We start from the raw sequence: 14,169 nt of genomic DNA on the forward strand, positions 1-14,169 counted from the left end.
CTTTACAGATCGGGGATGGGGAGATCGAGGTTCGGGAACGTGATGCCGCCGTCGACCTCGAGGGTCTTGCCGGTGAGGTAGGAGCCCGCGGGGGAGGCGAGATAGACGGCGGCAGCCGCGATGTCGAGCGGATCGCCGAGGCGCTTCATCGGTGTGGCCTTCTCCATCGGGTCGCGCAGATCGTCATTGCTGGCGACAATCTCGAGTGCGGAGGTCAGGATCGAACCCGGCGCGATCGCGTTGACGCGGATGCGCGGCGCGAGGTCGAGCGCCGAGAGCCGCGTGTAGTGCGCCAGTGCGGCTTTGGCGGTGCCGTAGGCGGCGAACCCGCGGCCGGCGAGGCGTCCCATCGTCGACGTGATGTTGATGATGCTGCCGCCGCCTGAGCCCTCGAGCATCAGAGGCACAGCGGCGGTGGTGAGTGCGTGCGCGGTCGCGACATTGAACGCGAAGGCGTCGCGCATGTCTTTGGCGCTGGTGTTCAGGAGCGCGTTCGGCATCGTCCCACCGACGTTGTTGACGACGATGTCTAGTCTGCCGAACGCCTCGTTCGCCTGGGCTGCGAGAGCGGCGGTGTCCTCGGAGCGGGCGAGGTCGGCGACGACGATGCGGGCGCGCCGTCCCGTGCCGGCGATCTGCTCGGCGACCTCCTCGAGCTGCGACTGTGTGCGTGCCGCAATCAGCACGTCAGCGCCTGCTTCGGCGAAGGCGAGGGCCATCGCGGCGCCCAGTCCGCGCCCCGCCCCGGTCACCACTGCCACCTGATCGTCGAGCCGGAACCGGTCCAGAATCACGCGCGCCTCCATTCGTTGACGCGGGAAACGCTAGCAAGCCGAACGGATGCGTGTGGCCAGTTTTTGGAACACGTTCTAATCAGTTGTCGAGCGCCGCGGGTGCACGCTCGACGCAGAAGGCGGTACGAGGCTAGCTCTTCTTCGCCGCTGCCTTTTTCGCTGCCTTCTTGGCTGGGGCCTTCTTCGCCGCGGCCTTTTTCGCGGGGGCCTTCTTGGCAGCGGCCTTCTTCGCCGGAGCCTTCTTGACGGGCTCGTCGTCGTCAGAATCCGACCTGCTCGACGACGACTTGCTCTGCTCCTTGCGCGCCTTCACGCTGGCTTCGAGTTTGGCCAACAGGTCGGAGACGTCCTCGGTCTCATCGAGTTCCTGCGGCTGCTCTTCGGTGGTGAACGCTTCGCCGCCTTCGAGTTTCGCCTGGATCAGCTCGTGCAGTTGCTCCTGGTAGTCGTCGTGATAGCGGTCCGGGTTGAAGTCGTCGGTCATCGAGTCGACGACCTGGCTGGCCATCTTCAACTCGGCGGGTTTGACGTCGACTTCCTTGTCGAGCACCGGGAAGTCGGGGTCGCGGATCTCGTCGGGCCACAGCAGCGTGTGGATCATCATGACGTCGCGCTTGCTGAAGTCCTTGACCCGCAGCGCCGCCAGCCGGGTCTTGTTGCGCAGCGCGAAGTTCACGATCGCCACACGGTCGGTCTCCATCAGGGTCTTGGCGAGCAGCACATACGACTTCGACGACTTGCCCTCCGGCTCCAGAAAGTACGACCGGTCGTACATCAGCGGGTCGAGGTCGCCGGCGGGGACGAACTCCAGCACCTCGATCTCGCGGCTGCGCTCTTCCGGCAGCGTGGAGATGTCGTCGTCGGTGATGATCACGGTCTGACCGTCGTCGGATTCGTAGGCTTTGGCGATGTCGCGGTACTCGACGACCTCGCCGCACACCTCGCACACCCGCTTGTAACGGATGCGGCCGTTGTCCTTCTCGTGCACCTGGTGGAACTTGATGTCGTGGTCCTCGGTGGCGCTGTACACCTTGACCGGGACATTGACCAGCCCGAAGGCGATGGAACCCTTCCAGATGGACCGCATCAGCTCAGTATGTCCGATACCGGGGCGTGATCGACGTCGACGCGGTCGGGCAGATCGGCCCCGGCTCTGGCCACCGTGAGCGCCGAGGTGAGCGTCGCGGCCCGCGTAGCGACGGTCAACTCCTCGGTCCCGATCGCTCTCAGCTGCGGCCGGCGCTCGGCGCCGAGCAGGTCCATGGACCACAGGGCGTCGATGAGCCCCGTCATGAACGCGTCTCCGGCGCCCACGGTGTCCACCACATCGACATTTCCCGCAGGTACCCGCACGGTCCCCGCGGCACACATGGCCACCGCGCCGTCCGCCCCGTACGTCACGACGACGATGGACGGCCCGAGCGCCAGCCACGCCGTCGCAATCTGTTCGGGCGTGCGAGTGGGGTCGATCCAGTGCATGTCCTCGCTGCTGGCCTTGACGACGTCGGCCCGCTCGAGCAGACGATCGAGGCGGGAGCGGGCGGCATCGGCGTCGGTCACCAGTGCTGGTCGGATGTTCGGGTCGAACGTGAACGTCGCCGAGAGGCGGTACGTGTCGACGAGTGCCTTCGTCGCGAGGCAGCCGGGCTCCAGTACTGCGGCGATCGAGCCGGTGTGCACGACCAGGGGAGGTGCGGCCTCAGGGGTGCCTGCCAGCGCCCACTCGATGTCGAACGAATACGTCGCCGAGCCCGACGCATCGAGCGCGGCGCGTGCGGTGCCGGTCTTTCCGGCGCTGGTGCTGCCCGAAACCAATTGCACTCCCGAGGATTTCACGTACTCGGCGATGTGGCGGCCGTAGCCGTCGGTGCCGATGTGGGTCAGAAAGTCGACGCTGCGACCCAGCCGCGCCAAGCCGACCGCGACATTGAGCGGGCTGCCCCCCACGTGCTCGCCCAATACGTTCCCGTCGCGCTCCACGATGTCGATCAGCGCTTCCCCGATCACCAGTGCCCGCACAGGTTTGACGCTACCCGGCGGATTGTGGGTAATACGGTGAAGTGGTGGACCGTTATGACCGGGTGAGGCTGACCAACCCGGACAAGGTGCTGTACCCGGCGACGGGCACGACCAAGGGTGAGGTCTTCGACTACTACGTCAACGTCGCCGAGGCCATGCTGCCCCACATCGCAGGGCGCGCGGTGACCCGCAAGCGCTGGCCCAACGGCGTCGAGGAGTCGTCGTTCTTCGAGAAGCAGCTGGCGTCGTCGGCACCGGATTGGCTCGATCGCGGGACCATCGTGCACAAGTCGGGCACCACCACCTATCCCGTCATCGACACCGTCGAGGGTCTGGCCTGGATCGCGCAGCAGGCCGCACTCGAGGTCCACGTGCCGCAGTGGCGGTTCGTCGACCAACAGGTGGGACCCGCGACGCGAATCGTGTTCGATCTCGACCCCGGGGAGGGCGTGACGTTCCGTCAGCTGTGCGAGGTCGCCCACGAGGTCCGGGATCTGATCACCGACATCGGCTTGACGACGTTCCCGTTGACCAGCGGTAGCAAGGGGCTGCACCTCTATGTGCCGCTGGAGGATCCGATCAGCTCGCGGGGCGCCTCGGTGCTGGCCAAGCGGGTGGCCCAGCAGCTCGAGCAGTCCATGCCCAAGCAGGTCACCGCGACGATGACGAAGAGTCTGCGGGAAGGCAAGGTGTTCCTGGACTGGAGCCAGAACAACGGCAACAAGACCACCATCGCTCCGTATTCGCTTCGCGGGCGCGAACATCCGACCGTCGCCGCGCCGCGGACATGGGACGAGATCGAAGACCCGAAGCTGCGGCACCTGAAGTTCGACGAGGTGCTCGAGCGTTTGGACCGTGACGGTGACTTGCTCGCCGAGCTCGACGAGCCGCTGCCGGCCACCGACAAACTCACCCGCTATCGCAGCATGCGCGACCGCACGAAGACTCCCGAACCTGTGCCCGCCGAACCGCCGAAGACCGGAAGCAACGACAAGTTCGTCATCCAGGAGCACCACGCCCGCCGGCTGCACTACGACTTTCGTCTGGAACGCGACGGGGTTCTCGTCAGCTGGGCGGTGCCCAAGAACCTGCCGGACACTCCTTCGGTGAATCACCTTGCGGTGCACACCGAGGACCACCCGATGGACTACATCGACTTCGCCGGCGAGATCCCGAAGGGTGAGTACGGCGGCGGCGAGGTCTACATCTGGGACACCGGAACCTACGAGACCGAGAAGTTCAACGACCACTCACCCGACGGGCCCGCCAAGGGCGGCGAGGTGATCGTCACGCTGCACGGCACGAAGATCGAGGGCCGATACGCGCTGATCCAGACCGACGGGAAGAACTGGCTCGCGCACAGGATGAAAGACCAGCAGAGGCCGACGGCTGCCGACCTGGCCCCGATGCTGTCGACGGAAGGATCGGTGGAGCGACTGACCAAGGCGCAGTGGGCATTCGAAGGCAAATGGGACGGTTATCGACTGCTGGTCGATGCCGACCACGGCACGCTCACGCTCCGATCGCGGCGCGGCCGCGATGTCACCGGCGAATACCCACAACTGAAGGCGCTTGCCGCCGACCTCGCCGACCATCACGTGATTCTCGACGGCGAGGCGGTGGCCCTCGACGAGTCGGGAGTACCCAGCTTCAGCGAGATGCAGAACCGGGCTCGCTCAACACGATTGGAGTTCTGGGCATTCGACATCCTGTTCCTCGACGGCCGATCGCTGATGAAGGCGAAGTACACCGACCGGCGAAAGATACTGGAGGCGCTGGCCGACGGCGGCGGGCTGATCGTGCCGGACCCCCTGGAGGGCGACGGTCCGGAGGCGCTGGAGTACGCGCGATCCCGGCGCTGGGAAGGTGTGATCGCGAAGAAGCGGGACTCCACCTATCAGCCGGGCCGCCGGTCGTCGTCCTGGATCAAGGACAAGATCTGGAACACCCAGGAGGTGGTGATCGGCGGCTGGCGGCAAGGCGAAGGCGGACGTACGAGCGGCATCGGCGCGTTGATGCTCGGGATCCCCGACGAGGACGGTCTGCACTTCGTCGGTCGGGTGGGGACCGGCTTCACCGAGAAGCAGTTGGCGTCGTTGAAGAAGACGCTGGCACCACTGGAGGTCGACGAATCACCGTTCGCCGCAAGGCTTGCCGGCCCGGACGCGAAGGGCGTCACGTTCGTCCGCCCGGAGTTGGTAGGGGAGGTGCGCTACAGCGAGCGCACGTCGGACAACCGGTTGCGGCAGCCGAGCTGGCGCGGCCTGCGCGACGACAAGACGCCTGACGAAGTCAGGTGGGAAGACTGACGGGACAAAGGCCGTTGCTCACCGGAGATGCTCTCGGTAGAAGTCGGCCAGGCGGCCGACGGCCTGATCCACGTATTCGGGAACGTCGTACATCTCATAGTGCCCGGCGCCTTCGACGATCAGCAGATCGACAGGGTTCGGGGCGAGCTGCCACAGCTTCATGCCGGCCTCGTACGAACCGGTGACCCCCTTCCGGCCTGCGAGAATGACCTGCAGGGGTTGGGTCAACAGCTGGTCGACGAGGTGGAATGCGTCGAAGCCCATCAACAGAGCGTCGCTTCGCGCCAGTCGGCGGTTGGTGGAACGCGGGTGCTTTCCGCGCGGCGTGCGGTAGTACTCGATCGCCTGGGTGTTGTCGATGTCGGTGACACCAGCCGCGCGGGCGTCCTCGGCAGTGTCGGGCAACCAGTTGCGGCGGCCGAGTTCGCTGTTGCGAACTTCGTCGGTCCGCTCGACGGCCAGGCGGTCCAGTGCGGCGGCCGGGCCCTCGGGGGCAAAGGCTTCCGAACGCCACGTGTCCCCCATGTTGCCCGCGACCACGGTGCCCACGGCGCGGATTCGATGGTCGGTGCGCGCGGTGTGCACGGCGTATCCGCCTCCGGCGCAGATGCCGAGCACGCCGATGCGGTCAGGGGCGATGCCAGGAACGGTCTGAAGGGTGTCGATGGCGTAGGAGATGTCCTCGCCCCGTCGGTAGGGGTCTTCCAAGTCGCGCGGCTCACCGCCACTGGCTCCTTGGTGCCCTGGATCGAAGACGAGTGCGGCGACACCGCGCGCAGCCAGTCCGGACGCGTAGTTCGCGCCGATCTGTTCCTTGACGCTGCTACCCGGCGTCGAAAGCACGACTGCTGGGACAGCGCGCGTTTCGGCGAAGTCGTCTGGTAGGTGAAGGAGGGCCGCGAGGTCGAATGGCCCGCGGGGAATCGTGAGTGGCGTGGTGGTCATCGGATGGATGCCTTTCGGTTGCCTAAAGCTCTGCCGCTGAGCGGGATTGGGGCCGTCGCCCAGAATGTTCGTACTTCATTGTGGCGGTGGCGCGGTGGTCGCGACGATGACGCTGTTGACCACGATCGCTGTCATCGTGCGGCTCACGGCCTCGCCCGCGGCCGCGGCGCCGAAATTTCCGCGCCCGAGTTCTTGGGCGCGGGTGATGACGGCGGAGTTCCACGGAATCTCCTGACTGAACTGCGGGAGTGTGCCGCTTCCCCACAGCAGAGCCGCGAGCGCGGCGGTTCGCGCAGTGGGCTCGGCGTTCTCGACCAGCACCGCGCGGACGTCCTGCAGGAGGCCTGCGCGGCGGTCGGTCTCGCCCAGGCGCACGGTGGTGATGCTGAAAATGCCGAGCCTCTTTCGTTTCTCCTCGCGGACGTCACCACGCTGGATCAGCCGATTCAGCACGGGTCGGCGCAGCGTGGGACCGATCGCGGCGAGACTGGCCTGAAGTCCGCGAGGTCGTTCGGACAGATACGTCCATGCCTCGTGGAACAACTCGTCCGTCGGTTGGCGCCCTTCCACCGCGGCGACAGTGACTGTCCCGTTGCGTGCCGTCGTCGCGGTGACGTCACCGGCGAGTGCAAGCTCGGCGAGCACCGCTGCGCCGAGCACGTAGAAGAGCGTGTTCTCGCCGGCGATGGTGCCGAACCGTGGTTGGAAAAGCAGCAGTAGCAGGTCCTCGGCCACTGTCGGTGCGTGTGCCTTCGGGGTCGAGTAGGACTGGAAGTTCAACGAGGACAATCCTTTCGGTGGTGATCCAGGGGAGCGGTCACTCAGAACTGACTGACACCGCCGTCGACGTAGACCTCTGCTCCGGTCATGAACGAGCTGGCGTCGGACGCCAGGAAGGTGACCACGTTGCCGATCTCTTCCGGGCGGGCACGGCGTTTCATCGGCACCGTGGACGTCAGATCGTCCAGGGCGCCGGCGCTTTCGGAGAACAGGTCTGCCAATCCCGGAGTCTGGGTGAGTCCGGGCGCGACGACGTTGACGCGAATCTTGCGGTCGACGAGCTCGGCGGCCCAGCTGCGGGCCAAAGAGCGGATCGCGGCCTTCGACGCCGCGTAGACGCTGGCTCCCGGAGCTGCTTTCACGTCGCCGTTCGAGCCGCACAGAATGATCGAGGCACCCTCGTTCACCAGCGGAAGGGCGGCCTGCACCGCGAAGGTCACCCCTCCGACGTTGGTGTCGAAGATCTTGGTGTGGTGTTCCCAGGTGAGATTGCCGAGCGTCGCGAACTCGTTGATGCCCGCATTGGCGAAGACGATGTCCAGGCGGCGCCCGCTCGCCTCGATGGTGGCCGCGACCCGATCGAGATCGGCCTGGTCGGTGACATCGGCCTGAATGGAAGTAGCTCGGTCAGAACCGATATCGGCTACGGCGTCGTGAAGGGCATCGAGGCGTCGACCCACCAGGAAGACGAATGCTCCTTCCTGGGCGAGTGCCTGCGCGCCGGCGAGCCCGATACCCGATGTGGCTCCGGTGACGAGTGCGGTTTTGCCTGTGAGGTTCGGCATGAGTTCCTTTCAGTTTTGTACCGATCGGTCAGATACTTACCGTACCAGTTTTGTACCGATCGGTTAGATCGCTCGGGAATCGGGACTAAGATCACGAGCATGAGCGCAGGGCAGCGGCACGCGGGCGGCCGGCCGCGTGCCTTCGACGAGGAGCGCGCGCTCGACGGGGCCACGGAGGTTTTCTGGCGCCTCGGCTACGAAGGCGCGTCGCTGGCCGAGTTGACGAACGCGATGGGCATCAACAAGCCGAGTCTGTATGCCGTGTACGGAAGCAAGGAAGAACTTTTCGTCCGTGCTCTACAGCGGTACGGCGAGTCGTACCACGAGCATCTGAGGGAGCTTCTCGCGCATCCGCGCGCTTACGACGTCATCGAGTCGTATCTTCGGGCCACGGCAAAGTCGGTGCGCGCGGGGACGCTGCCGGGGTGTCTTTCGATCCAGGGCGGACTCTCGTGCGCCCCGAACAACGCACGCATACCGCAACTCCTCGCCGACTACCGCCGCGGCATCGAGAACGCCGTCGAAAAGGCTTTGGCGGCAACCGAGGACGCATCTCACCTCGACGTGGCGGCTCTGGCGGGGTACGCGGTCACCATCGGGCAGGGGCTGGCGGTGGACGCCGCGGCGGGAGTCCCCCAGGCAAGGCTGGATGCCGTCGTCGAGGTGGCGCTCGCCGGCCTCGCGGTGTCGATGGACCGCCCCGCGGCGAGGTGACGGGGGACCGCCGAATTCGTCGGTGGTCGAATCTCGGCGCTGATTACCGCGATCGGGGGGCTGGCGGCGTGCGAGGTTCACCCCGCGCCAACCGGCCGGCCAGGTCGGCTGAGGAGCGACTCATATCGGCGGCTCGGGGTCGTACTGGATGCCGCGGCGTACCTCTCGTGCGCGCTCGACGCCTGCGAGGCGAGCCACCAGGTGTAGTGCCATGTCGATGCCGGCGGACACCCCGGCCGAGGTGATCACGTCGTCGCAGTCGACAAAGCGCGCCTCGGCGCGCACGTCGATGGTGGGATCGAGCTGTGTCAGCACGTCAAGGGACTTCCAATGCGTGGTGGCGGCCCGCTCGCGGAGAATCCCGGCTGCCGCGTACACCAACGCGCCCGTGCACACGCTGGTCATCAATGTGCCGTCGTCTCGGCGCCGGCGCACCCACGCGAGCCGCTCTTCGTCGTGGAGCTGCGGGCGAGTTCCCTGTCCGCCGGGATAGATCAGGATGTCAAGGCCAGGACGATCGGCCTCGCTGTGGTCGACGCGGACCCTCAACCCTTTGGCGCACACCACTTCTCCGCCGGACTGGGCGAAGGTGTACACCTGCCAACCGTCGTCGGGCCACGTCCTGGTCCAGTACGACAGAACTTCCCACGGTCCGATCGCGTCGAGTTCTTCGACGTCGGGGAAGAGGAGGATCCCGATGTGCTTGATGTCGTCGGCCATGACTCAACGATGACATCGATCACGACGGAGGAGGGTCGCCGCGGAAGAATGCGATGGAATTGTCGGCCGATCGCCGTGCGACGCCCTCGTCCTCGCCGGACGCGAGCTGTGCCACGTACCAGCCCTCACCGGCACCACGGATGTAGTCTCGGCCCTCGCCTGTGGTGGACCATTCTTCCTCTCTGAATTCGTCAGGCACCGCTGCGCCGCTCACCAGGTGAATGGCCAGGCCCAGCAGCGCCAGATCCCAACCGATACCTACCGCGCCCGGCCCGTACTGCGGCCACATGTCGTCGTCCACCAAAGCGATATGGTCGAGCTGCATGCGTGCGTTGTCGGAGCCTTCGGCGGTGATCGTCAGCTCGATCCAGCTCACTCGGCCACCGAATTCCCAGGTGGCGGTGAAGGAGCGGGGCGGGTCGCACGTCAGGATCGTGCCTGAGGCGTTCCCTTCGACCTGGTACCTGCCGTCCAGCCGCAGATCGCCGTGCACGGGCGCGAACCATCTCGGCAGCCGTTCGGCATTGGTGCAGGCGTCCCAGAGGTCGGCGGCATCGGTGGGGTAGCAACGGCTGAGCGTGACGACGCGCGCTTCTCCGGCGTCCAGGGTGCGGTTGCCGACCGTTCGTTGCACTGCATTGACCTGATCGCTGAGGTCCATGGCTTCTGCTCTCCTTCAGTGCTTTTCGGGTCGCTCGGTGCGGCGCTGCCGTTTGCCTCTGGCGATCTCGGTGGACAGGGCGTCGAGGCGGGGTGCCCAGAATCGGCGGAAGTTGTCCAACCATTCGTCGACACCCCGCAGGGCGGTAGGGTCCACCGCGTACATCCGCCGCTGGCCTTCCGGGCGTACGGTGGTGAAGCCGTTGTCTCGCAGGACTTTCAGGTGCTGCGAGACTGCGGGCTGGGTGATCGAGAACTCGGCCTGGATCTCCGAGGTGAGCGCCCCTGCGGACAACTCGCCCTGCGCGAGCAGCTCGAGGATCCGGCGTCGCACCGGATCGCCCAGGACGTCGAAGGCGTGCACGCCCTAAAGCTAAAACGCTAGACTTATATAAGTCAAGTGTTATACAAAGCCTGTCACGCCGTCGCCGCAACCGCTTCCTGTAGGCCGCGGGTGGCCAGCACGTCGGCCAGTTCGTTGTCGGCGACCCCGGAGTGGCCCTTCACCCAGAACCACTCGACCTGGTGCTGTGCGCACGCCGAACGCAGCCGCCGCCACAGGTCGGCGTTCTTCACCGGCTGCTTCGCGGCGGTCATCCATCCGTTGCGTTCCCACCCGAGTACCCATTTCGTGATGCCGTTGCGAACATAGGTGCTGTCGGTGTACAGGTGCACCGTCACGGGCCGCGTGAGCGCTTCGAGCGCCATGATCGGCGCCGTCAGCTCCATGCGGTTGTTGCTCGTCAATCCGGGCTCGCCGCCGCACATCTCGCGGACATGGTGACGCTGCCGCAGCACGGCACCCCAGCCACCAGGGCCGGGATTGGGGCGGCAGCCGCCGTCGGTGTGGATCACCACGACGTCGTGATCGGCGGAGCCGCGGTCGGTCATGTGCTGAGGATAGGGGAGGAGATGAGCGCCGTACGGACCGACATTCCGAGCTCGCGGTGGTGGAGCGTCGTGATTCGACGGCCGGGCTGTACCGCGTCCTTGACCGCGGTGGTGCGCTCGCCGAAGAACGCCGCGCTGGCCTCGATGTCGGCGACGGTGAACGTGACGCCCCACAGCGTCGACGGTGCGTCGCCGGCTGCTCCGGGCGAACCGACGACCTCGACGATCACCGCGCCGAACCGGAAGAAGATCTGGCGGATGGGTCTGCCGCCCAGTTCGGCGACACGTTCCCGGCGCGGAACCGCGCCGACCGCACCCAACGATGCGACAGTGCGGTCGAGGTTGGGGGACATCAGCACGACATGGTCTATCGCGACGACGCCGTTGGCGTGCGAACCGTCGGTGTGCGCCTCGGATTCCGACGCCCCGAAGTCAGAAGCAGCGGTGGGTATGCCGTCGAGATCGGGCGGAGCGTCCGGCGGAAGCCCGCGAAGAGACCACCCGACGATTCCGGTTCCCGAGCTGTGACCGGCGAGGTGAATGCGGACGCCTCCGACGTGACACCGATGGTCGGGGCCGACCCCGAAGCCGGCCTGCACCCATGCGTCCGCAGGATCGGCGACGACCAACTCGTCGACGGAAAGGCTCACCGCCGCGCTCAGGAGGTGAAGACGTCGATGGACTTACCGAGTGCCAGCATCACCAATGGGATTCGGCGGCTCGTGGACTGCTGGTAGGTGATGTACGGCGGGTACAGATGGGTCATGTACGACCAGACCTCGTGGCGTTCCTCGTCGCTGGGCTCACGCCACGTCGCCTGATAGGCCTGCGTTGCGATCTGCACGTCGATCGTGGTGCTCGCCTGGATGTTGAGATACCACTGCGGATGACTGTCGGCACCGCCCTTCGACGCGACGATCACCAACTCCCCGCCGAAGTTGCCGTATATCAAGGGGTTCACATACTGCCTACCCGACGTGCGACCACGCAGCCTGATCAGGCAGTGCGTGGTGAACGTGCGGCCGCCGACGCCGGCGAGGTCCAGGATGTGCCCGCGCGTACCTCCGGATTGCAGGTATTCGGCGCGATGGTCGCTGACCCAGTCGTTGCGTTCTGCCCGGATTTCGTCAGCGTCACCCATCGGCAGTCCCTTCGTGTTGCGTCCGTACCCGCTGCTGACTGTATCGCTACGTCAGCGGGGGACGCGAAGGGTCAGTCGTCGTCCTTCTTGTCGGCGTCCTTCTTGTCGTCGTCCTTCTTGTCGGCGTCCTTCTTCTCGTCGTCCCCGTCGTCCTTGTCGGACTTCTCGTCGTTGTCCGACTTCTCGTCCTTGTCGGACTTCTCGTCCTTGTCGGACTTCTCGTTCTTGTCGGACTTCTCGTCACCGGAGGACGAGCCACCGAGTTCCAGGACAGCCCAGTGGCTCGGCGACAGATACACCGACCACTTGCCCTTTTCGCGACCTAGCTTGAGAACACCGTCGTCGATCTCCCAAACAGTGTCGTCGTCGTGCTGAGATTCCTGTCCATCTGAATACGTGAGTTTGAAGGCCATGGTGTCGAATGCCCGCAACTCGCCAGCGCTAATCGCGCCGTGGTCGGTGCGGCGCCGCGCTGCCACGCCTCTGCAGCAGAACCGACACCGTGAGGATCGTGATCCCGGCGACGGCCAGGGCTGCACCCGCTGCCGCCGGCGCCGTGTAGCCGAACCCGGCCGCGATCACCAGACCGCCTATCCAGGCCCCCGTCGCGTTCCCGATGTTCAGCGCCGAATGGTTCAGCGCCGCAGCCAGAGTCTGCGCATCATGGGCGACGTCCATCAGCCGGGTCTGCAGCGCGGGTCCGACGGCGGAGCCCGTCAGTCCGATGCAGAAGAGCACCAGCAGCGCGGTCCACGGAGTGCGCGAGGCCACCACGAAGACGGCGAGCGTCATGGCCAGCGCACCCATCGACAGGTACAGCGCGCGGACCACCGACCGGTCGGCCAGCCGCCCGCCCACCAGATTTCCGAAGAACATGCCGAGGCCGAACATCATGAGCGCCAACGGAACCAGCGATCGCGGCAGCCCCGCCACGTCGGTCATCGTCGTGGTCACGTACGTGTAGACGGCGAACATGCCGCCGAATCCGATCATCCCGACCATGAGGGCGAGCCAGACCTGCGGACGGCGCAGCGCACCCAGCTCGGTGAGCGGGCTGGAGGTGCGCATCGTCTTGAGCTGGGGCGGCAACCAGAACCACAGCGCGGCAAGCGTGATGGCGCCGACCGCCACCACGAGGCCGAAAGCTGCTCGCCATCCCAGGGATTGGCCCAGCCACGAGGCCACCGGCACGCCCAGCACCGTGGCGACGGTCAGCCCGGTCAACACGTGGGCGACGGCCTTCGCCCTGTTCTGCGGCCCCATCAGGTGGGCGGCCACCAGCGCGGCGACACCGAAGTACGCGCCGTGTGGCAGCCCGGCGAGGAATCTCGCCGCGATCAGGGATTCGTAGGTCGGAGCCATCATGCTGGCGAGGTTGCCGATGGTGAACACCGCCATCAACGCCAGTAGTAACGTGCGGCGCGCCATCCGGGCCGTCACCGCGGCGATCAACGGGGCGCCGACCACTACACCGAGCGCGTAGGCCGAGATGACGTGCCCGGCAGCGGGTTCGGAGACGCCGAGGCCCTGCGCGATGTCGGGCAGCAATCCCATGGCAACGAATTCGGTGGTGCCGATACCGAATCCGCCGAGCGCGAGCGCCACGACGGCGAGCCGGCGCACGACAGGATCGGGGGCCACCACCGACACAGGGCCGGACGGCCGGTCGAGGGTCACCGTCATAGCGCTCGGACGGCGGTGACGGTCGGCTTGCTCAGCTTGACGGCGACGTCGGCCAGCCTGCGGATGCGGTCCCAATCGCGGCGGCGCACCGCCTCGGCCGGGGCGAGCCAGTCCGCGCTGACGCAGCCGACGTTCGGGGAGGCGAGGTAGCCGGACAGGTCCCCGGCGGTGAGGCCGCCGGAGACGCAGAAGCGGGCGGCGGGCACAAACGCGGCGAGTGCCTTCAGGTGACGCAGCCCGCCCGCTGCCGAGGCCGGATGCAGCACCATGTCCGTGTACCCGTCCGACATGAGCTCTGCGGCCTCGTCGGCGGTGTTCGCGCCCGGAAGGTGGGGCAGCTCGGTGGCGCACATCGCGTTGCGCAGAGCGGCGGGACCCTCGGTGGCCACAAGGAACTCCGCGCCGGCTGCCCGCGCCAGCTCTGGCTGTTCGATGTGCGTGATCGCTCCCGCGCCCACGATGACCTCGGGGGCGTCCGCGACGATGCGCGCGATGGCCTCCAGCGCCAAGGGTCCGTCGAGTGCCACCTGGACCAGGGGCAGCCCGGCGTCACTGATCGCACGTGCGACAGAGGCGGCGGCCGACACCGCGGATGCGCTGTGCACGCTGATGATGGGCATCACCGGGGCGACGTCCAACAGCGACCGTGGCTCTCTCATGAGTTCGACGGTAGCCCTGGTTTAGGTACTTCTCAATCTTACTTATGCACTTGAAGTGCATAAGTGGAC

17 protein-coding genes are annotated in these 14,169 nt (G+C 66.4%); 2 read left to right on the plus strand and 15 right to left on the minus strand.

What is annotated here, in order from left to right; genetic code table 11:
• Nucleotides 1-2 precede the first annotated feature (2 nt).
• The 3 genes from ACAG24_RS05665 to ACAG24_RS05675 form a co-directional block, all read right to left on the minus strand.
• Complete coding sequence (locus ACAG24_RS05665; RefSeq protein ID WP_370471667.1) at nt 3-794, minus strand: SDR family oxidoreductase; 792 nt, start codon at nt 792-794, stop codon at nt 3-5.
• 130 nt (nt 795-924) lie between these two features.
• Nucleotides 925-1,881 carry a non-homologous end joining protein Ku gene (gene ku / locus ACAG24_RS05670; protein ID WP_370471668.1) on the minus strand — a complete coding sequence of 319 codons (957 nt, stop codon included), beginning with the start codon at nt 1,879-1,881 and terminating at the stop codon, nt 925-927.
• A complete protein-coding gene (locus tag ACAG24_RS05675; protein WP_370471669.1) occupies nt 1,881-2,813 on the minus strand; it encodes a carbohydrate kinase family protein in 933 nt (310 codons plus the stop codon). Before ACAG24_RS05675 ends, ku begins: the two co-directional genes overlap by 1 nt.
• 41 nt (nt 2,814-2,854) lie before the next feature.
• Between ACAG24_RS05675 and ACAG24_RS05680 the strand changes: the two genes are divergently transcribed.
• Nucleotides 2,855-5,122 carry an ATP-dependent DNA ligase gene (locus ACAG24_RS05680; RefSeq protein WP_370471670.1) on the plus strand — a complete coding sequence of 756 codons (2,268 nt, stop codon included), beginning with the start codon at nt 2,855-2,857 and terminating at the stop codon, nt 5,120-5,122.
• 18 nt (nt 5,123-5,140) lie between these two features.
• On the opposite strand, the gene ACAG24_RS05685 is transcribed toward ACAG24_RS05680, so the two are convergent.
• From ACAG24_RS05685 to ACAG24_RS05695, 3 genes are all read right to left on the minus strand, one after another.
• On the minus strand, nt 5,141-6,067 hold the full coding sequence (locus ACAG24_RS05685) for an alpha/beta hydrolase (protein ID WP_370471671.1): 927 nt from the start codon (nt 6,065-6,067) through the stop codon (nt 5,141-5,143).
• Between the two features lie 75 nt (nt 6,068-6,142).
• Complete coding sequence (locus ACAG24_RS05690) at nt 6,143-6,847, minus strand: GOLPH3/VPS74 family protein (RefSeq protein WP_370471672.1); 705 nt, start codon at nt 6,845-6,847, stop codon at nt 6,143-6,145.
• A 41-nt stretch (nt 6,848-6,888) separates the two neighbouring features.
• Entirely contained in the window at nt 6,889-7,632 is a 744-nt protein-coding gene (locus ACAG24_RS05695; protein WP_370471673.1) for an SDR family NAD(P)-dependent oxidoreductase, read from the minus strand.
• A gap of 99 nt (nt 7,633-7,731) precedes the next feature.
• Here ACAG24_RS05695 and ACAG24_RS05700 point away from each other — a divergent pair, with 99 nt between their 5' ends.
• The gene (locus tag ACAG24_RS05700; RefSeq protein ID WP_370471674.1) at nt 7,732-8,346 is read left to right on the plus strand and encodes a TetR/AcrR family transcriptional regulator; all 615 of its coding nucleotides are present in this window, start codon (nt 7,732-7,734) and stop codon (nt 8,344-8,346) included.
• 120 nt (nt 8,347-8,466) lie between these two features.
• Here ACAG24_RS05700 and ACAG24_RS05705 read toward each other — a convergent pair whose 3' ends face one another.
• The 9 genes from ACAG24_RS05705 to ACAG24_RS05745 all read right to left on the minus strand — a co-directional run bounded on the left by ACAG24_RS05705 (nt 8,467) and on the right by ACAG24_RS05745 (nt 14,100).
• Nucleotides 8,467-9,066: a DJ-1/PfpI family protein gene (locus ACAG24_RS05705; RefSeq protein WP_370471675.1), complete on the minus strand. Its 600-nt coding sequence runs from the start codon at nt 9,064-9,066 to the stop codon at nt 8,467-8,469.
• Nucleotides 9,067-9,085: 19 nt separating this feature from the next.
• Nucleotides 9,086-9,727, minus strand: coding sequence for an SRPBCC family protein (locus ACAG24_RS05710; protein ID WP_370471676.1), 642 nt, complete (start codon nt 9,725-9,727; stop codon nt 9,086-9,088).
• A gap of 15 nt (nt 9,728-9,742) precedes the next feature.
• A complete protein-coding gene (locus ACAG24_RS05715) occupies nt 9,743-10,090 on the minus strand; it encodes an ArsR/SmtB family transcription factor (protein ID WP_370471677.1) in 348 nt (115 codons plus the stop codon).
• 53 nt (nt 10,091-10,143) lie between these two features.
• On the minus strand, nt 10,144-10,617 hold the full coding sequence (gene rnhA, locus ACAG24_RS05720; protein ID WP_370471678.1) for a ribonuclease HI: 474 nt from the start codon (nt 10,615-10,617) through the stop codon (nt 10,144-10,146).
• On the minus strand, nt 10,614-11,267 hold the full coding sequence (locus ACAG24_RS05725) for a glyoxalase (protein ID WP_370471679.1): 654 nt from the start codon (nt 11,265-11,267) through the stop codon (nt 10,614-10,616). The genes rnhA and ACAG24_RS05725 overlap by 4 nt, the downstream gene beginning before the upstream one ends.
• A gap of 8 nt (nt 11,268-11,275) precedes the next feature.
• Nucleotides 11,276-11,758: a nitroreductase/quinone reductase family protein gene (locus ACAG24_RS05730; protein WP_370471680.1), complete on the minus strand. Its 483-nt coding sequence runs from the start codon at nt 11,756-11,758 to the stop codon at nt 11,276-11,278.
• A gap of 71 nt (nt 11,759-11,829) precedes the next feature.
• A complete protein-coding gene (locus ACAG24_RS05735; RefSeq protein ID WP_370471681.1) occupies nt 11,830-12,171 on the minus strand; it encodes a hypothetical protein in 342 nt (113 codons plus the stop codon).
• Between the two features lie 28 nt (nt 12,172-12,199).
• On the minus strand, nt 12,200-13,441 hold the full coding sequence (locus ACAG24_RS05740) for an MFS transporter (RefSeq protein ID WP_370471682.1): 1,242 nt from the start codon (nt 13,439-13,441) through the stop codon (nt 12,200-12,202).
• Nucleotides 13,438-14,100: a ketohydroxyglutarate aldolase gene (locus tag ACAG24_RS05745; protein WP_370471683.1), complete on the minus strand. Its 663-nt coding sequence runs from the start codon at nt 14,098-14,100 to the stop codon at nt 13,438-13,440. Before ACAG24_RS05745 ends, ACAG24_RS05740 begins: the two co-directional genes overlap by 4 nt.
• Nucleotides 14,101-14,169 lie beyond the last annotated feature (69 nt).

Source organism: Mycobacterium bulgaricum (assembly GCF_041287165.2).
GTDB lineage: Bacteria > Actinomycetota > Actinomycetes > Mycobacteriales > Mycobacteriaceae > Mycobacterium > Mycobacterium bulgaricum.

Excerpts from the sequence above, each read along its gene's own strand:
- ACAG24_RS05695 (WP_370471673.1), bottom strand. The coding sequence starts at position 7,632 with ATGCCGAACCTCACAGGCAAAACCGCACTCGTCACCGGAGCCACATCG.
- ACAG24_RS05685 (WP_370471671.1), bottom strand. The coding sequence starts at position 6,067 with ATGACCACCACGCCACTCACGATTCCCCGCGGGCCATTCGACCTCGCG.
- rnhA (WP_370471678.1), bottom strand. The coding sequence starts at position 10,617 with ATGACCGACCGCGGCTCCGCCGATCACGACGTCGTGGTGATCCACACC.
- ACAG24_RS05700 (WP_370471674.1), top strand. The coding sequence starts at position 7,732 with ATGAGCGCAGGGCAGCGGCACGCGGGCGGCCGGCCGCGTGCCTTCGAC.
- ACAG24_RS05705 (WP_370471675.1), bottom strand. The coding sequence starts at position 9,066 with ATGGCCGACGACATCAAGCACATCGGGATCCTCCTCTTCCCCGACGTC.
- ACAG24_RS05730 (WP_370471680.1), bottom strand. The coding sequence starts at position 11,758 with ATGGGTGACGCTGACGAAATCCGGGCAGAACGCAACGACTGGGTCAGC.
- ACAG24_RS05710 (WP_370471676.1), bottom strand. The coding sequence starts at position 9,727 with ATGGACCTCAGCGATCAGGTCAATGCAGTGCAACGAACGGTCGGCAAC.
- ku (WP_370471668.1), bottom strand. The coding sequence starts at position 1,881 with ATGCGGTCCATCTGGAAGGGTTCCATCGCCTTCGGGCTGGTCAATGTC.
- ACAG24_RS05745 (WP_370471683.1), bottom strand. The coding sequence starts at position 14,100 with ATGAGAGAGCCACGGTCGCTGTTGGACGTCGCCCCGGTGATGCCCATC.
- ACAG24_RS05740 (WP_370471682.1), bottom strand. The coding sequence starts at position 13,441 with ATGACGGTGACCCTCGACCGGCCGTCCGGCCCTGTGTCGGTGGTGGCC.
- ACAG24_RS05735 (WP_370471681.1), bottom strand. The coding sequence starts at position 12,171 with ATGGCCTTCAAACTCACGTATTCAGATGGACAGGAATCTCAGCACGAC.